The organism is Acinetobacter sp. YH12136, from assembly GCF_013418545.1.
Lineage (GTDB): Bacteria > Pseudomonadota > Gammaproteobacteria > Pseudomonadales > Moraxellaceae > Acinetobacter > Acinetobacter towneri.
The window spans coordinates 109978-128342 of sequence record NZ_VPBV01000004.1 but is presented as its reverse complement, the minus strand read 5'-3'; the positions used below and the strand labels follow the sequence as shown (position 1 = coordinate 128342).

The 18365-nt window shown below is 44.2% G+C and carries 15 protein-coding genes and 1 tRNA gene; 13 read left to right on the top strand and 3 right to left on the bottom strand.

Going from position 1 to position 18365, the window contains the following annotated elements:
* Positions 1–180: hypothetical protein (locus FTU71_RS14505; protein WP_218945600.1), on the top strand; the 180-nt coding region annotated here is incomplete at its 5' end.
* Positions 181–233: 53 nt separating this feature from the next.
* Here the strand turns inward: FTU71_RS14505 and argG are convergent.
* The gene (argG, locus tag FTU71_RS03465) at positions 234–1577 is read right to left on the bottom strand and encodes an argininosuccinate synthase (protein WP_180111439.1); all 1344 of its coding nucleotides are present in this window, start codon (positions 1575–1577) and stop codon (positions 234–236) included.
* 611 nt (positions 1578–2188) lie between these two features.
* Between argG and FTU71_RS03460 the strand changes: the two genes are divergently transcribed.
* The 9 genes from FTU71_RS03460 (at position 2189) to FTU71_RS03420 (ending at position 10264) form a co-directional block, all read left to right on the top strand.
* Positions 2189–4222: an NADPH-dependent 2,4-dienoyl-CoA reductase gene (locus FTU71_RS03460; RefSeq protein WP_004972684.1), complete on the top strand. Its 2034-nt coding sequence runs from the start codon at positions 2189–2191 to the stop codon at positions 4220–4222.
* Between the two features lie 129 nt (positions 4223–4351).
* A tRNA-Ser gene (locus FTU71_RS03455) sits at positions 4352–4441 on the top strand.
* 808 nt (positions 4442–5249) lie between these two features.
* The gene (locus tag FTU71_RS03450) at positions 5250–5510 is read left to right on the top strand and encodes a hypothetical protein (RefSeq protein WP_002058491.1); all 261 of its coding nucleotides are present in this window, start codon (positions 5250–5252) and stop codon (positions 5508–5510) included.
* Positions 5511–5527: 17 nt separating this feature from the next.
* Positions 5528–6109 (top strand): hypothetical protein, encoded by a 582-nt coding sequence (locus FTU71_RS03445; protein ID WP_180111438.1) that lies wholly within the window; start codon positions 5528–5530, stop codon positions 6107–6109.
* Positions 6110–6120: 11 nt separating this feature from the next.
* The gene (locus FTU71_RS03440; RefSeq protein ID WP_002058070.1) at positions 6121–6501 is read left to right on the top strand and encodes a hypothetical protein; all 381 of its coding nucleotides are present in this window, start codon (positions 6121–6123) and stop codon (positions 6499–6501) included.
* A gap of 111 nt (positions 6502–6612) precedes the next feature.
* On the top strand, positions 6613–6912 hold the full coding sequence (locus tag FTU71_RS03435) for a hypothetical protein (protein WP_002126054.1): 300 nt from the start codon (positions 6613–6615) through the stop codon (positions 6910–6912).
* A gap of 119 nt (positions 6913–7031) precedes the next feature.
* Positions 7032–8069, top strand: coding sequence for a DUF932 domain-containing protein (locus FTU71_RS03430; RefSeq protein WP_180111437.1), 1038 nt, complete (start codon positions 7032–7034; stop codon positions 8067–8069).
* A gap of 85 nt (positions 8070–8154) precedes the next feature.
* Positions 8155–9228, top strand: a complete 1074-nt coding sequence (locus tag FTU71_RS03425; RefSeq protein WP_180111436.1) for a YqaJ viral recombinase family protein — start codon at positions 8155–8157, stop codon at positions 9226–9228.
* Between the two features lie 139 nt (positions 9229–9367).
* Positions 9368–10264, top strand: coding sequence for a hydrolase or metal-binding protein (locus FTU71_RS03420; protein ID WP_180111435.1), 897 nt, complete (start codon positions 9368–9370; stop codon positions 10262–10264).
* A 103-nt stretch (positions 10265–10367) separates the two neighbouring features.
* On the opposite strand, the gene FTU71_RS03415 is transcribed toward FTU71_RS03420, so the two are convergent.
* Positions 10368–10964, bottom strand: a complete 597-nt coding sequence (locus tag FTU71_RS03415; RefSeq protein ID WP_180111434.1) for a putative adenosine monophosphate-protein transferase Fic — start codon at positions 10962–10964, stop codon at positions 10368–10370.
* A gap of 12 nt (positions 10965–10976) precedes the next feature.
* Positions 10977–11147, bottom strand: a complete 171-nt coding sequence (locus FTU71_RS03410) for a YhfG family protein (protein WP_004914907.1) — start codon at positions 11145–11147, stop codon at positions 10977–10979.
* Positions 11148–11447: 300 nt separating this feature from the next.
* Here FTU71_RS03410 and FTU71_RS03405 point away from each other — a divergent pair, with 300 nt between their 5' ends.
* The 3 genes from FTU71_RS03405 to FTU71_RS03395 are packed head-to-tail and all read left to right on the top strand — an operon-like array spanning position 11448 to position 18342.
* Positions 11448–13733: a class I SAM-dependent DNA methyltransferase gene (locus tag FTU71_RS03405; protein ID WP_180111433.1), complete on the top strand. Its 2286-nt coding sequence runs from the start codon at positions 11448–11450 to the stop codon at positions 13731–13733.
* Positions 13733–15094, top strand: coding sequence for a restriction endonuclease subunit S (locus tag FTU71_RS03400; RefSeq protein WP_180111431.1), 1362 nt, complete (start codon positions 13733–13735; stop codon positions 15092–15094). The genes FTU71_RS03405 and FTU71_RS03400 overlap by 1 nt, the downstream gene beginning before the upstream one ends.
* The gene (locus FTU71_RS03395; protein WP_180111429.1) at positions 15091–18342 is read left to right on the top strand and encodes a type I restriction endonuclease subunit R; all 3252 of its coding nucleotides are present in this window, start codon (positions 15091–15093) and stop codon (positions 18340–18342) included. Before FTU71_RS03400 ends, FTU71_RS03395 begins: the two co-directional genes overlap by 4 nt.
* Positions 18343–18365: the final 23 nt, after the last annotated feature.

The following is an 18365-nucleotide window of genomic DNA, read 5'->3' as shown; positions in this document are numbered from 1 at the left end:
AGGGTGGATGCGGTAAAGGTCGCCCTAAGAAGCAGAAAGCAAGCGAAATCCGTGAGGAAGTCGCCTAAGAGCTTTGCTTTTAGAATCCCCCACTTGAGTGAAAACGAAAGTGGTGGGAGTATGTCAATGCAGCTTTCATTTAGTATGAATTGTTTAGTCCTCATGTTTAAACAAACATAAAAAAGCCGCTCAATTTGAGCGGCTTTCGATTTCACAAAATCATCACCAAGTGATTATTTGTTTTTGTCTTTCAATTGTGGCACTGCAGAACCTGAACCAATCGACAATAAGCCAGAATTGGTATAAAGACCCAATTTAGCGCGTGTATCGGTAATGTCTAGGTTACGCATAGTTAACTGACCAATACGATCCATTGGCGTAAACATTGAATCACCTTTCTCCATAGTTAAACGCTCAGCTTCATAAGTGAGGTTCGGAGATTCAGTGTTCATAATGGTATAGTCATTACCACGACGTAATTCTAAAGTCACTGTACCAGTAATTGCTTTAGCCACCCAACGCTGCGCAGTTTCACGTAACATTAACGCTTGAGAATCGAACCAACGACCTTGATACAATAAACGACCTAAACGTAAACCGTTAATGCGGTATTGTTCAATAGTATCTTCGTTGTGAATACCCGTAACCAAACGCTCATAAGCAATGTGCAATAACGCCATGCCTGGTGCTTCATAAATACCGCGAGATTTTGCTTCAATAATACGGTTTTCGATTTGGTCAGACATCCCCAAACCATGACGACCACCAATACGGTTCGCTTCAAGAATCAACTCAACAGGGTTTTCAAAACGCTGACCGTTTAATGCAACTGGCATACCTTCTTCAAAGGTAACCGACACTTCTTCGGCTTTAACTTCAACGTCATCTTTCCAGAACGCCACGCCCATGATTGGATCAACGATTTTGATGCCAACATCTAGGTACTCAAGGTCTTTCGCTTCGTGTGTTGCACCTAGCATGTTTGAGTCAGTTGAATAAGCTTTTTCTTTTGACATTTTATAGTCAAAACCATTGTCGATAAGGAATTGTGACATTTCCGCACGACCGCCTAATTCATCAATAAAGGTTTGGTCTAACCACGGCTTATAAATTTTAAGCGCAGGATTAGTCAATAAACCATAACGATAGAAACGCTCAATATCGTTACCTTTATAGGTTGAACCATCACCCCAGATGTTTACGTCATCTTCTTTCATGGCAGTCACTAGCATTGTACCTGTTACTGCACGACCAAGCGGGGTGGTGTTAAAGTAAGGTATACCGCCTGTGCTGATATGGAATGCACCACATTGGATGGCAGCAATACCTTCCAAAGCCAACTGCATACGGCAGTCAACCAAGACTGCTTTTACCGCACCGTATTCTTCGGCTTTCTTTGGAATGGCATCATAGTCATCTTCATCTGGCTGACCCAAGTTTGCGGTATACGCATATGGTTCAGCGCCTTTTTGCTTCATCCACAATAAAGCAGCTGAAGTATCTAGACCACCAGAAAAGGCGATACCGACTTTTTTGCCTACTGGTACATTCTGCAAGATAGTTGCATTATCAGTCATTGCTAGTCCTAACTTTTTTAAAATAGGCACCACATTTGGTGGCCAAGGAGAATTCTAAACTGCAAATTATAGCACTCTTTAAAATGCTTGTTTTCGTTAAAAAAGCGCATTTGATAAAAAAATCAGGTTCAGGCTTAAATTTTCATTTAGAAATGGCAAACTTGGTATAGATGTTGAAGATCAAAACCTGCAATTGGGATGGTGCAGAATAAAATCACTTTTACTTTTGGGCGGTTTTATATCAAGTTTATATCAAGAATAGTTAGGGTCTATTGCCAAGTTTCATAACGCAATCTGAGAAAGTTTTAGCCACATGAGCAAGAACAAAGCACTGCTTTGTTTGCTGCGCAAGGGGACAAGCATATTTTTTGCTGCTATTGCGTTATGAGTCAGTCATTTAGAATGACTAAATTTCCTGCCTCATGCCTTATATCAGCTAAAAAACCTTGCGAGATATATCTCTCACGTCGCAAACATAGAAGAAGTGTCAACAGACCCTATAAATTGACGTTTGCGCCACACAGTCGAACTTTAGAGTCATAAACAGTTTATAAAAATCGGTTAAAGTATTCATGCAACAAGTTGCAAAGCTCATTATATAAGGACTCATCATGACAACTCGCTATGCAAATATTCTAAAACCATTACATTTAGGATTTACCACCATTAAAAACCGTGTCGTGATGGGTTCAATGCACACGGGTTTGGAAGATCGTTTTTATAATTATCCAAAACTGGCTGCTTATTTTGGCGAACGTGCCAAAGGTGGCGTGGGTTTAATTATTACAGGTGGTATTTCACCTAACCGTCAAGGCTGGTTATTGCCTGCGGGCGGTACTATGAATACATTGGGCGATGTTGCACCACATCGATTAGTGACACATGCCGTACATAAGCATGGTGCGAAAATTTTAATGCAAATTCTGCATTCAGGACGCTATGGTTATCAACCATTTGTGGTGTCTGCAAGTCCGATTAAATCTCCAATTTCACCATTTAAACCACGTAAAATGAGTGAAAGACAAATTTTAAATACCATTGAAGATTATGCGAAAACAGCTAGTTTAGCCAAAATGGCAGGCTACGATGGTGTCGAAATTATGGGTTCGGAAGGCTATTTACTGAATCAGTTTTTAAGCCGTCATGTGAATCAGCGTGAAGACCAATGGGGCGGTACGATTGAAAACCGTATGCGTTTTGCTTTAGAAGTAGTCAAAGCCATTCGCGCCGAAGTGGGTGAAAAATTTATTATCTGCTTCCGCTTGTCGATGCTGGATTTAGTCCACGATGGCAATACCATGCACGAAGTGATTACCGTTGCCAAAGCCTTAGAGCATGCGGGTGTGAACTTGCTCAATACAGGGATTGGCTGGCATGAAGCGCGCATTCCAACCATCGTGACTTCTGTGCCACGCGCAGCTTTTGTTGATTACACCGCAGAAGTGAAAAAACACGTTGAGATTCCTGTAATTGCATCCAACCGTATTAATATGCCTGATACTGCAGAAGAAATATTGGCAGCGGGTAAAGCTGATATGATTCAAATGGCACGACCATTGTTGGCAGATGCGTTTTGGGTCAATAAAACTGCGACCAATCGTGTCAATGAAATTAACACCTGTATTGCCTGTAACCAAGCGTGTTTAGATCATACCTTTAAAAATCAGCGTGCGACTTGTTTGGTCAATCCGCGTGCAGCCTATGAAACTGAATTGGTCTATGAAAAAACCAAGCAACCGAAGCGTATTGCAGTTGTCGGTGGTGGTGTTGCGGGAATGTCTGCTGCTACAGTTGCTGCTAGTCGTGGGCACCATGTGACTTTATTTGAAGCCAGCAACGAAGTGGGCGGTCAATTCAACTTGGCAAAAGTCGTGCCGGGCAAAGAAGAATTTCACGAAACCATTCGCTACTTTAAAGTGCAAATTGAAAAAACTGGGGTCGATTTGCGTTTAAATACCAAAGTCAACCGCGAGCAACTCGAACGTGAAGGTTTTGATGAAGTGGTCATTGCAACAGGTGTAGTACCACGTGCTTTAAAAATTGAAGGCAGCGATGCACCGCAAGTATTGTCTTATGCAGAAGTATTACGTGGTGCACCTGTTGGACAAAAAGTCGCTGTGATTGGTGCAGGCGGTATCGGTTTTGATGTGTCGGAGTTTTTACTGAAACCTGAACATCAGCCACAACCGCAGCCTTTGGCAGATTGGCAGCGTGAGTGGGGAGTCGATCCGAATCCTAACTATGTGACTGAAGGTGGTATGCTTGCTCCAGAAGTTCATCCCCCAGTCCGTGAAATTTATTTATTGCAACGTAAGACGACAGCTTTAGGTGCAGGTTTGGGTAAAACTTCAGGATGGGTACATCGTGCACAGTTGAAAAAACATGCGGTGCGTATGCTACGTGGTGTGCAATATAAAGCCATCAGCAATGAAGGCTTGTGGATTGAAATGGCAGGTCAAGACCAATTGTTACGTGTAGATAGCATTGTAGTCTGTGCAGGGCAGGAGTCGGTTAAAGATTTAATGCCTGCGGCAGATGAAAATACTTTGGCTAACTATCATATTATTGGTGGTGCAAAGCTTGCTGCAGAGTTAGATGCAAAACGTGCGATTCGTGAAGGGGCTGAATTGGCTGCTAAACTTTAAAAAGTGAGGTGGCTATGCTGTTGTTTTGATGAACTTTAGCGCTGATTTGGTGAAACAATATTCACTTGAGTGCTTGAGTGGTATTTTTTACTTGTCATCAAATCAAAAGCTTCGTATCATGGCCCACATGGAAGCGTGGCAGAGCGGTTTAATGCACCGGTCTTGAAAACCGACGAGGGCGCGAGTCCTCCGTGAGTTCGAATCTCACCGCTTCCGCCAAATATCTAAATAAGCCCTTGTTTTTACAAGGGCTTATTTTTTGTCTGTAGTTTTACCCCTCAACCTACCCCTCATCAAATTTTGGATTGGATTGATTTCTTTTGGTAGTATTTGGAAGATTAAGGAATATAGTTTAATAAGCTGTATTTAAATCTAACTATATTCTTATTCAAGCATTTTTTAATTATAAATATTTTCACTCCCCATTTACTTAGCTTGCTTGACGCTCTACAGCGTGCAGATTATCCTTAACCTGCTGACCTACATCGTCAGCGGGTTTTAGCAGACCCATTTACCTAAGTACACTAAAAAGTATAACTTTTTGGTGGGTATCCCTACGTACCCCCTCTGCGGCGGAACGGGAGGGGGGACGTCTTCGGACGTGCTGATTTCTTAGGTATCAGTCTGCTAACCCGTCTTCTGTTTCGCCACCATCATTTAGCAGTGATTTGGTGAAACTTCTTTATACCTAAGGAGTACGCCATGTGCTTACATCAAGACTGTCTTTTATATTTCTCTTTTTTTATGTGTGTGCCCAATCTACACCACAGGGGTAATGTGACCTGATGCTCTGTATTTCATGCATTGCTGTGTCGATCACTTTCTAAGAATAAAACTTTTTTAAGTACATATTACCGATATGAAGATGAATCTCTCATGCTGTTTTGAGGGGCATAGATTTGTGTGCTTTATCGTCTATAACACTTCAAAAAAAACATAGATATTCATTCCAACATTTATGACATTAGGAACACTGTGTCTGATTAAGACCAAGACCAGTGATGCCTATAAAAAAGAGAAAATGATGATGTTTAAAACTTTCCTAAAAACGACCCTGATTTCATCACTACTTGCAGGCGCCTCATTGGCGCAGGCAGGTTGGTTTGCACAAGCCAGTGAATCCTACCTTGTTCAAGCACGTCATACAGGCGGTGGGGTTTATCAATGTCTTTATAAAACCAATCCTGGCAACCGTGGTTGGCGTAATTTCACGGTGAACTTTCAAGGTGGTTGTCCACGCTTTGTTCACTTTAATGCGCAGAATGGTCAAGTCACTGTGCCCAACTAAATGAGGGGAACATTCAAATGACCCAAAAAACCATATTGGGCTTGGCGGCAATCTTAGCCCTGACCTTGATCAGCATCGCAGGCTTATACTTCTTTAGCCCTAAACACCCAACTGAAAAAACGGTTCAAGCCAACACTTCTGAGGTCAGCTCTGCACAACCTTTAGAATCTGCCAATTCAGAAGCAGTATCCACTGAGATTGCAGCAGCAGAAGTGGATGGGATTGATGTCAAAGAATTGACCACGGGAAGAAAAAGTCTAAGTCTATCAGATCATGAACCTGAATTGCTGAGTTTTGAGTTTGATCAAAACCTTAAGGCGGCGGATACCTTACTGTCGATGCTGCCCTATGATCAACTGCCTGAATTTGAGCAGGACAATATAGACAAGTATCAACGCTATATCTTTGCCAAAGCCGCAAAAGATACAGGCAAATCAGTGCAAGACTTTAGCTTGCAAGAACATGGCGCACTGGAGTCGGAGCAAGCGGGTAATCGCTACTACGTTTATAAATTTGATAACGGCACAGACTGTGAAATCCATTTGGCCAGCATTGATTTAAATACAGGCGATTATGGCGTGAGCTATAACTACTGCTAAAGATGAACTTGATGAAGCAACTTTTAAAACCCTTACTCTTCGCAGTGACTACAACGACAGGCATCATGTTGAGTGGATGTAATGCAGGTCTTGATCCAAACACGTTTACGGTCGAACTCGATGTAATTGATACCAGTAACTGGTATGCCCAAAATCAATCCGCTACGGTATTGACCATCCGTTCCAATATTGCAGAGCCTATCGATGTCAGCCATGTTTCTGTCAATCATGGACAATGTCGTTATGAAGGCTATCGTCGATCATTGGAATATCCGCAGCACTTTAAGATGGGGCAACGTTTAAGACTGAAATTAACAGACTGTAGCTACAGTAATGTGGTGCAGGTTGATGTCGAAACAGATAAAGGCACTGCAAGCTATAGCTTTCAATAGCGACTCTCCTCGACAAAGCAAAATTTAAATCAAACCGTGTCCTCAATGGGCACGGTTTTTTTATGCCTTCATTCAGCGCTTTGCACTGAATTCATTTCGCGAGGAATCCCCATGTCTTTTATTCGATGTCCCTACTGTCAGTCTACCCAGGTCAGACAAACCGATTCAGGCAATGCGCATGCCAATTATTTTGAGCAACTACAACGTTGTATCTCACCAACACAGATGGCGATGTTTGGCATGCAGGTCGCTCGCAAGTCAGGCTTTTCACCACTCTTCGGTGCAGCTGTTGGGGTGGTGGTGGGTGGTGTACTGGTGGTGGTGAGTCAGTATGCCTTTGAAAAATACTACAGCAATGCCGAGCAGTATCTCTGTCTGGATTGCCAACAAGCGTTTGCATGGGTGCCGTAATCGCATCTCTGACTTTACACGGTTACATCTTTAAATAGATGGATTGTTTAAACCCTTACAGCACATTTATGCATCTTTAAATCTTTATATCTTTCACTTTTATTTGAGGAATAATCAAAATGGCACATCAACTTGAACAAATGGCGTATGTCGGACAAACCCCATGGCATGGTCTAGGCAATCAACTCAGCCCAAACCAACCGATTGAAGTCTGGGCCAAGCAGGCAGGCATGGATTGGCGCATTGAATCATCCAATGTCAGCTACATGGCACAAAATGCCCGTGGGCAAAGCATCATCATGCCGTATGAAGAACAACGGGTACTGTACCGTTCAGATAACCATGCTCCTTTATCGGTGGTGAGTCAGCGTTATCAAGAAGTCCAACCGATGGAGATTCTGGAATTCTACCGTGATCTGACTGAGCAATCAGGCTTTGAACTGGAAACCGCAGGTGTCTTAAAGGGTGGGAAAAAGTTCTGGGCTTTGGCACGTACAGGACAAACTGCAGAATTGAAAGGTGGAGATGTCAGCAATGGCTATATTCTGCTGGCAACCGCATGTGATGGCACTTTAGCCACCACCGCACAATTCACCAATATCCGTGTGGTGTGTAACAACACTTTAGCCATTGCCTTGCGTGGACAGAGTTCCAATGCAGGCGTGGTCAAAGTGCCGCACAGTACCAAGTTTGATGCCGACAAGGTCAAAGATCAACTCGGTATTTCAGTGAAAACATGGTACGACCACATGTATGAAATGAAACAACTTACCCAACGTAAAGTCACTCAGAAAGAAGCAGCAGCTTATTTTGATGCGGTATTTAACAACAATAGCCTAAGTGCGATGGAACAGGAGGATAACATCATTCAGTACTACCGTAATGTCGCGTCCCAAGCCAATCCACAGCCCAATAAAACTGAACCGAATGGACGTGCCATGACCAAAGTCATGAATATGTTTAACGGTCAGGGACGTGGGGCAGACTTATCTTCAGCCAAAGACACCGCCTATGGACTGCTTTGTGCGATCACAGAATTTGTCGACCATGAACGTCGAGCGATGAGTACCGATCACCGCCTTGATTCTGCATGGTTTGGTGCAGGCGCAGCATTGAAACAACGTGGATTGGAGCAAGCTTTATATCTTGCAGCCTAAATTTTATCTCGTATCCCTCTTTGCCACATCTTCGGATGTGGCTTTTTTTATGCCGTTTTAAAATCAATGATAGAAGGATAAACCCATGAATCAGATTATAAACCCAACAGTAACGTCTCAATCTCAGTATTTACCAACTGTAGCCAATGACAAGCTTAAACAAAGTCAATCAGGTTCAAAACGTAGCTTAAATGCCAAACGTCTGATCAACACCAAACAACTGGACTATCAGGCATGGCTTGAAGTGCGTAAACAGGGAATAGGCAGCAGTGATGCCGCAGCTGCCTGTGGCTTGAATCCCTATATATCGATGCTGGAACTGTGGCTGATTAAAACAGGACGGGTAAAGCAAAACATTGATGATGAAAGCTCAGGACATGCACCTTTATATTGGGGCAAGCAGTTAGAACCGCTAGTGGCTGAATACTACAGTCTGCATACCAACAGCAAAGTTCGTCGGGTCAATGCGGTGCTGCAGCATCCTGATCCTGACAAAGCCTTTATGTTGGCGAACTTGGATTATGCCGTGGTGGGCAATGAAGACGTGCAAATACTGGAATGCAAAACCGCAGGAGAATATGGCGCTAAACTGTGGCGAGATGGTGTGCCGTTATACGTGTTGTGTCAGGTACAACACCAACTGGCGGTGACAGGTAAACAAGCGGCACATATTTGTGTCTTGCTGTGTGGGCAGGAAACCAAAATCTACAAAGTCAGTCGTAACGAAGCCCTGATTGAACAGATCATTCAGGCAGAACGATTATTTTGGGAATGTGTTGAAAATGACGTTCCACCAGCAGTGGATGCCAGTGAATCGGCAGCCAAAGCTTTACAGCAGCTCTATCCTGAACATACCCCACTGAGCTGTGTTGATCTAACGGAGGTGAAACTTGCTAATGAACTGTTTGATCAGCTGATAAAGGAAAAACAGCAGATTGAACAACACCAAAGCCAGTTTGATCTACTCAAACACCGAGTTCAGGCACTGATGCAGGAACATGAACGTGCCGTATTTCAGCAAGGTTCAGTGACATGGAAGAAGAGCAAGGACAGTGTCAGCTTAGACATCAAGTCCTTACTTCAGCACCAACCTGAACTCATCCAACAATACCCACTGCAGAAAGCAGGCAGCCGTCGTTTCAACATTTATCACGATTAGCTCAAAGTTTAGAGTTAATCATTCAGCAAGAAGCAATCTGAAGTCCCGTGCAGCCCTGCATGGGATTTTTTTATGCCGATTTTAATTTAAGCAAACAGTGCAACACATCTAAACATATCAACGACAGAGGAATTTCAACATGATTAAAGGTCTAGCCATTACACCGCCAATTCTTGGGCGGATCAGTATTGGCCGTGTAATAGAAAAGAATGGCAAGCGTCTGCCAGAGAAAGACGATCAGTTCACCATTACCAGTCAAATACAGGGTAAGGACGGTTGGATTAAACACCCCTTGGATGAGCAATTGCGTAGCCAAGCACCGAATCAAAAGTTACGTAGCATCCCTGTACGTATGATCTTCAATGACCCTGAATTGAACTTACGTGCCGAGTACAGCTTGTTTGACCGACAGACAGGTCGCCCGATTTGTGTGGGGAATGGTCAAACCTGCCAACGTATGACATCACAAGGTGTAGAGCAACATCCTTGTCCATCCCCCGACTTATGCCCACTTGGACAAGGCGGACATTGCAAGCCTTATGCACGCCTGCATGTCAATTTAGGTGAAGCCGATGAGTTTGGGACTTTTATTTTTAGAACCACAGGCTTTAACAGTATTCGCACTTTGGCTGCACGTTTGAATTACTACCATGCAGCATCAGGTGGTTTGTTGTCGTGTTTGTCGTTGCAGCTCACGTTGCGTGGGAAAAGCACAACTCAAAGCTATCGTCAGCCCGTGTATTACGTGGATTTAACGTTACGGGAAGGCGTGGATTTACAAACCGCGATTCAGACAGCCAAGGAGATTGACCAACAGGGAAAACAGGCAGGGTTTGATCAGGCGGCATTAGATCAGATTGCACGGCAGGGTTTTGCCAATGCCCGATTTGAGGTGCATGCAGAGGAGGGGATGGAATTGCTGGAGGAATTTTATCCACACAGTGACAGTGCTGTAGATACGGAGCATTCAGTGCAATTGAGCTATGTGCAGGAGATTCAGCAGGGGTTGCAGCAGAGTGTTAGAGCTGTGAATTGAGCACAGTTGAATTATCTAGTCAGCTTGGTAAGTCAATTAATGGATTCTGAACAAGTTGGCTAGTCACTAATTGAAGGGAGCTTTGGCTCCCTTAATTTTTTTGTTATTCAGGAGTGATAATGCAGGCTTCAAAAATAGCGATCAGTCCATCTAGCCGGCAGTTGAATCCATCAATATTGGCCTGAATCCAAACTTCTTTATTGTCAATTTTGTCCCATTGTACGCCATAGCCGCAGTGGGCGAGTAAATGCTCAAAGAAAATACGCTGAGTGCGTCCATTGCCTTCTCTGAAAGGGTGAATGACATTAAGTTCACAATAAAAATCAGCGATTTTTTGGATAAGTACTGGTTTGGCTAAACCTTGAAAATAGTGCTGCTGCTCAAGTTGCTTGAAGAGCTTATTGGCTTCAATTTCAATACGCGGGAAGGTACAAAAGCGGGTATCGCCTTTGGCAATATCCACTTGTCTTAGTTCACCTGCCCAGGCATACAGGTCTGAAAAGAGCTGAAAGTGAATGGATTGCAGGTATTTGAGATCGTAAGGTGGCTCCGCATACTCAATTCGTGTGCTGGCATACTCAGTCAACTCCAGTTCTGCCTGTTGCAGAATTTCAGCATCCTGAATGTTCAGCTTGTTTTTGAGTACGTCCGAGTTGGGGTAACAGTAAATGCTGTCACCCATTTCACCATATTTATCCATAAGGAAGCCTGATCACGATTCCGAGGTCTGTGAGAATTTCTTATATTTCTGTAGAATCTGAGCTTTACTTAATGCCGGTGCGTTTGAGGACGGGTTAATGCCTTCCAGCTTTAAACTGGCTTGATAATTCTGCAAGCGCGTAGCTTGGATATATTTTTTTTTCTGTTCGAGAGTGTTTAGCATTCTGGAATTTCCTTGAACAAAGGTGATGTAAGCCTAGTTTAGCAGATGGGCTTATAAATAGGCACGGCTTTCAAAAGCAGGGTTGTAGCGTTATGGTGGATGAACCTTCTATGAGAAAAATCTGAAACCGGACGACAAAATTTGTCGCTTAACTGTCATGCAATAAATGAATAATCAACAATCTGCTTTTAAATAATATAATATTATCCAACAGTTAAAAAATTATCAGTATTATCTCTAGCAACCGAAGTGTCGCCAGATACTGATCACAGATAAGAATTCAGGAATTGATTCACCACTATGACCAACAATAACTTTTCACAAATCGCTTCTTTCATCTGGTCGGTTGCCGACCTGCTGCGTGGTGACTTCAAACAATCGCAATATGGCCGCATCATTCTGCCATTTACCTTGTTGCGTCGTCTGGAATGTGTACTGGAACAAAGCAAGGCAGCGGTACTGGTGGAACATGAAAAAGTCTCCAAGCTGAATCTGCCAGAAGAAGCTCAAGAAAAGTTATTGCTGCGAGCCACCAACGGTCTAGCCTTCTTTAACACCTCCCCAATGGATCTCAGCAAAATGGGGCAGAGTGATATCAAGGCCAACTTAAGCACCTATGTGCAAAGTTTCTCTAAAGATGCCCGTGAGATCTTTGAATACTTCAACTTCATCGAATTTGTCGGCCTCCTCGATGATGCCAACCTTTTGTATAAAGTCGTGCTAAAGTTTGCCACCACGGATCTGAGTCCAAAGAACGTATCTAACCATGACATGGGCTTGGTGTTTGAAGAACTGATCCGTCGTTTTGCCGAAGGTTCTAATGAAACCGCAGGGGAACACTTTACCCCGCGTGACATCGTGCGTTTGACTACAGCATTGGTCTTTATGGAAGATGATGATGTACTGACTAAAGACGGCATTATCCGCACCATTTACGATCCTACAGCGGGGACGGGTGGCTTCCTGTCTTCCGGTATGGAATATCTGCATGAGCTGAACCCGAATGCGGTGATGCGTGCCTTTGGTCAGGAACTCAATCCAGAATCCTACGCTATCTGTAAAGCCGACATGCTCATTAAAGGTCAGGATGTAAGCCGAATCAAACTTGGTAATACCTTGTCGAATGATCAACTCGCATTAGATAAATTTGACTATATGTTATCTAACCCACCTTTTGGTGTGGACTGGAAAAAGATCGAACAAGACATCAAGGACGAGCATGAACACAAAGGCTTTGATGGCCGTTTCGGTGCAGGCTTGCCACGGGTATCGGATGGTTCACTATTATTCCTGATGCACCTAATCAGCAAGATGCGTGATGCCAGTAGTACCGAGAGCGGTAGCCGCATCGGGATTATCCTGAATGGTTCACCATTGTTTACCGGTAGTGCAGGCAGTGGCGAAAGTGAGATCCGTCGCTATATTTTAGAAGCCGACTTGCTGGAAGCCATTATTGCCTTACCGAACGATATGTTCTACAACACCGGGATTGCCACCTATATCTGGGTACTCAGTAATAAAAAAGCCGCTGAACGTAAAGGCAAGGTACAGCTGATTAATGCCTCAAACCTCAGTACCAAAATGCGTAAGTCGCTAGGTTCAAAACGTAACTATCTGACTGAAGCTGAAATTGCCACCATTACCCAAAATTACGGTGACTTTGTCGCGGTAGACACCTTGGCGCAGGATGGTGAAACCGAACAGCAAAAACCATTTGCCAGCAAAATCTTTGACAGTCACGAATTTGGTTACCGTCGCGTGACCATTGAACGTCCATTGCGTTTATCGGCACAGATCACAGATAGCGCGATTGCTGCATTACGTTTTGCGCCAAAACCGTTTAATGCCGTGATGCAAAGTATTGATGCGCAATTGGGCACAGCCTTTGGTACAGCGTGGACAGCAGAAACTTATGGTCAGTTGCAGGACGTGGCGCTTGAGGTGCGTGCCCTGATTAAAGCCGAGTTCCCTGAGCTAAAAGAAAAAGACATTAAAGAGGTATTGGATAGCAAAATCTGGCTATTCCAGAAAGCCCTGATGGAAAAAGCCGAGGCGTTACAAGAGGTGATTGGTACTGAGCAGTTTGATGACTTTAACCAGTTTGATGAAGTGTTGAAAAAAGCCCTCAAGCAGACCGACATGAAGCTGGATGCCAAAGAGAAGAAACAGCTGTTAGAAGCCATCACCTGGAAAAATCCTGAAGCTGAACCGGTGATTAGCAAGGTCTTGAAACATGCGGAAAATCCACTATATGGCCAGTTCAGCTACCAGGGCAAAGTGGTCGAGTTTGTGCAGGATGGTGACTTGCGTGATGCGGAGAACATTGCACTGAATCCAAAAGTCAGCACTACAGAGCTGATTGAAGATTACTTCAAACGTGAAGTAAAGCCACACGTGCCAGATGCCTGGATCAATGCTGATAAGCGCGATGAAAAAGATGGCGAGATTGGCATTGTGGGTTATGAAATTCCGTTTAACCGTCATTTCTACGTGTACCAGCCACCACGTGACCTAAGTGAGATTGATGCGGATCTGGATGCGGTGAGTGCCGAGATTATGCAGCTGCTCCAAGAGGTGCATTCATAATGGCAAAGTATCAGGCTTATGCGGAATATAAAGATTCAGGAGCAGAATGGTTAGGGAGTATTCCTAAGCATTGGTCTGTTGAATACAGTAAATGGTTATTTGAAGAACGCAATATTAAAGCAAATGTGGGTGATGAGATGCTAACAGCATCTCAAAAATATGGTGTTATTCCACAAAAAATGTTTATGGAACTTGAGCAGCAAAAAGTTGTGCAAGTTCAATTAGGGCATGAAATTTTAAAGCGTGCTGAGGTTAATGATTTCGTAATAAGTATGCGTAGTTTTCAAGGTGGAATCGAATACTGTGGATATAAAGGTGCAGTTAGTTCGGCATATGTACCTCTAAAACCACGACAGGATTTAAGCATTTCTTATTACAAGTATTTATTCAAAAGCATTCCATATATTCAAGCATTGCAGACAACGACCAATTTAGTACGAGATGGTCAAGCATTAAGATTCGCAAATTTTATTCAGGTAAGAATTCCTTTATTACCATATTCTGAAGCAGAGAAAATTGGTCAATTCCTCGACCACGAAACCGCCAAAATCGACCACCTGATTGAAAAACAACAACAACTGATTGAACTGCTGAAAGAAAAGAGCCAAGCGGTAATTAGCCATGCTGTGACCAAAGGACTCAATCCGAATGTCCCGATGAAAGATTCGGGTGTGGAATGGTTAGGGGAAGTGCCGGAGCATTGGCAGGTCGGAAGAATTAAACACTTAGCGCAAATCATTTCGAAAGGTACTACCCCTACAACTATGGGGGGAGACTTTGTTGAAGAGGGAATCCGTTTTCTAAAAGCTGAAAATATTGGAAAAGGATTTCGTGTAAATAATTATCCAGAATTCTTTATTTCGGAAAAAGTTGATGAGCAATTAGCTCGTAGCCGTTTGAAAGAACATGATGTTTTAGTCATTATCGCAGGGGCTACAACGGGGCTGGCTTCAGTTTTACAAAAAGAACTGTTACCGGCAAATACAAACCAAGCTGTAAGCTTTATTAGATTGTTGAATTTTAACTATTCACATTGGGTGTCTCATTGGCTGACTACTCAATTTGCTCAAAGCGTAATATGGATGGGGGCTGTTCAAGCTGCACAACCAAATTTATCGATGGAAAGTTTGGGTAATATTTATATTGCAATACCACCAGTTGAAGAAGTTATTGAAATTCTGAAAGATATTGAATTTAAATTAGAGTCATTTGAATCTTTAATAAATAAAACTCAGCAACAAATTTCACTAATGCAAGAACGCCGAACCGCTCTCATCTCAGCCGCAGTGACTGGGAAAATTGACGTTCGTAATTGGCAAGCGCCAACGGTTGCTGAGGCAGACACGGAGTTAAGCGCATGAGTCTAGACGCCACCCGTGAAAGCATTTTCCAGAACGATATCATTCAGCAGATGCTGGCTCAGGGCTGGCAACTTGGTACGCCACAAGGCTACAACCGTGAAACCGCCTTGTATGAGCAGGACGTACTAGATTTTGTGCAACAAACCCAAGCACAAGACTGGCAGAAGTTTCAGCGCATCTTTCCACAAGATACCGAACGGCATTTTCTAGAAGCCGTGGTTGCCCAGCTGAAGAAAGCCGACATCAATGCCACTGATGAACAGTCACGTAGCTATGGCACTTTAGGTGTGCTGCGTCACGGAGTGAAAACCCGCAGCACACGATTTTTCCTCTGTCAGTTTAAACCAGAACATGCACTTAATCCGGATACCTTAGCCAATTACAAAAAGAACATCTGCCGCATTGTGCCGGAGTTGGTGTATAGCCCGTATGCTACGGCTGTCGAGTTACAGGATACTGGCAAACAGGCCAAGAAATGGCGCATTGACCTGGTATTGTTTATTAACGGCTTTCCTGTGGCAACACTGGAACTCAAGTCCGAGTTTAAACAGGCGGTGCAGAATGCCATGTTGCAGTACAAGCGCACCCGCTTGCCGAAAGATCCAGAAACCAACAAGCCTGAACCCTTGCTGATGTTTAAGCGTGGCGCATTGGTACACTTTGCCGTGAGTCAATACGAAGTCTATATGGCGACCCAGCTGGCTGGAGAAGATACTTTCTTCCTGCCATTCAATAAAGGCACGCATGACGGTGGCGCAGGCAATGATGTGCCAGAAGACCAGAATCAGTACGCCACCGCCTATCTGTGGAATGAAGTTCTCACCCCGGACAATTTGCTGAATATCATTGGACGTTTTGTCCATCTGCAAATTGAAGAAAAAGAAGACTGGGAAGGCCGCAAGTACAAAAAAGAACTGCTGATCTTCCCGCGTTACCACCAGTGGAATGTGGTCACCAAACTGATCAATGCCGCCTTAGAGGAGGGCACTGGACAGAAATATCTGATTCAGCACAGTGCAGGTTCAGGTAAGTCCAACTCGATTGCCTGGACAGCACATCAGCTGTCGACCCTGTACGATCAACACAATCAGAAACTGTTTGATTCGGTGATTGTGGTCACGGATCGTACCATTCTGGATGCCCAGCTACAGGACACCATCTACCAGTTTGAACATGCCGATGGCGTGGTCGGACGCATCAACAATAAAGAAGGCGATGGCTCCAAATCGGAAAAACTGGCCAAGGCACTCGAAACCTCACAGCCGATTATCATTGTGACCATCCAGACTTTCCCCTTTGTGCTGCGTGCGATTGAAAACAGTACTAACCTGAAACAGCGACGTTATGCGGTGATTGCCGATGAAGCGCATTCTTCACAAAGCGGCTCTACGGCACGACAACTCAAAGAAGTGTTGATGCTGGAAGAGCGCGAAGAGGATGCTGAATTGTCTTCGGAAGATATTCTGGATGCGGTGGTGGCTGCACGTAAGGGCAGTAATAACCTCAGCTACTATGCCTTTACCGCGACACCGAAAGACAAAACCCTGCAACTGTTTGGCCGTGTACCCAATCCTGAGCTACCGCCATCCAAGCAAAACAAGCCGGAAGCCTTCCATGTTTACTCCATGCGCCAAGCCATTGAAGAAGGCTTTATTCTGGATGTGCTAAAAAACTACACCAACTATAAAGTGGTGTATAAGCTCAAACAGAAAATTGAAGAAGCCGACAAACAGGTCGATGCCAAAAAAGCCAAGATCAGACTGAATCAGTGGGTGCGCCTGCATGACCACAACATTTCTCAGAAAGTGAAAGTCATTGTCGAGCATTTCAAAAATAACGTGATGGGCTTATTGGGTGGGCAGGCTAAAGCCATGGTGGTGACCAGTTCACGTAAAGAAGCGGTGCGTTACAAGCTCGCTTTTGATAAATACGTGACGGATCAGGGCTATAAGTCCATTCAGGCTATGGTCGCATTCTCGGGTGAGGTTGAGTTTAATGACAAGGATACCGACAGCAGTGGCCTAGTCGGACAGACCTTTAACGAACGCAACATGAACCCGGGACTGAAAGGTCGGGAAATGCGCAAGGCCTTTGACAGTGATGACTATCAGGTGATGCTGGTGGCCAACAAGTTCCAGACTGGCTTTGACCAACCGAAACTGTGTGCCATGTACGTAGACAAAAAGCTGGGTGGTGTTGAGTGCGTACAAACCTTGTCACGCTTGAACCGTACCTATCCGGGCAAAGCGGAATCTGGCACCTTTGTCTTGGACTTCTTTAACGATCCTGAAGACATTCTTGGGGCCTTCCAGCCTTACTATCAAACCGCAGAATTAGCCGATGTTTCCAATCCGGATCAGATCTTTGACCTGTTTGAAAAGCTGAAAGCCAGCAAGATTTTTCTGTGGACGGAAGTTGAACAGTTTGTAGAAGCCTTCTTTACCAAGAACAAATCCAATGCCGCGATCAGTAACATTTGCAAGCCTGCGGTTGAACGCTGGCAGAAACGCTATAGCCAAGCCATCGAAGCCTATAACACCAGTCGCGATATGCTGGAACGCTGCAAGAAAACCAATGATGCGGTGCTGATTGCCAATGCCGACAATGCCTTTAAAGAGGCCAAGCTTGAAAAAGACAAGTTGGAAATCTTTAAAAAAGACTTGGGCAGCTTTACTCGTTTTTACGAGTTTATGTCGCAGATCGTGGACTACGATGACAAAGAACTGGAGAAGCTCAGTCTGTATGCGCGTAACCTGCGTCCATTGCTGCGTGAAACCGCAACGAAAGATGATGAGGTGGACTTAAGTAATGTCAGCATGAGCCATTACCGCTTGTCCAAGATCCGTCAGCAAGACATCAAGCTGAAAGAAGATGCCGAAGATTTTAAGTTGGAACCGGGCAATGACCTCGGTGCAGCCAAGCCACGCGATAAGAAAGAAGAGTTCCTGTCACAGATTATAGAGCGTCTGAATGATGTCTTTATCACTGATAACCTAACCGATAAAGACATGCTGAACTATGCCTATACTGTACGTGACAAGCTGGCGGAAAATGAGATTGTGATGAAGCAGATTGCCAACAATACCCGTGAACAAGCCATGCTGGGTGATTTCCCGAAAGCGATGGATGATGCCATTCTTGGCAGTAGTGCGGCACATCAGGAACAGATGATGCAGTTGCTGTCTGATCCGGCGAAGGCCAGCATCTTTGCACGGGTGATCTTTGATATGTTGAGCAGTCCAAAATGACCGCTATATTAACCAAGGGGGCA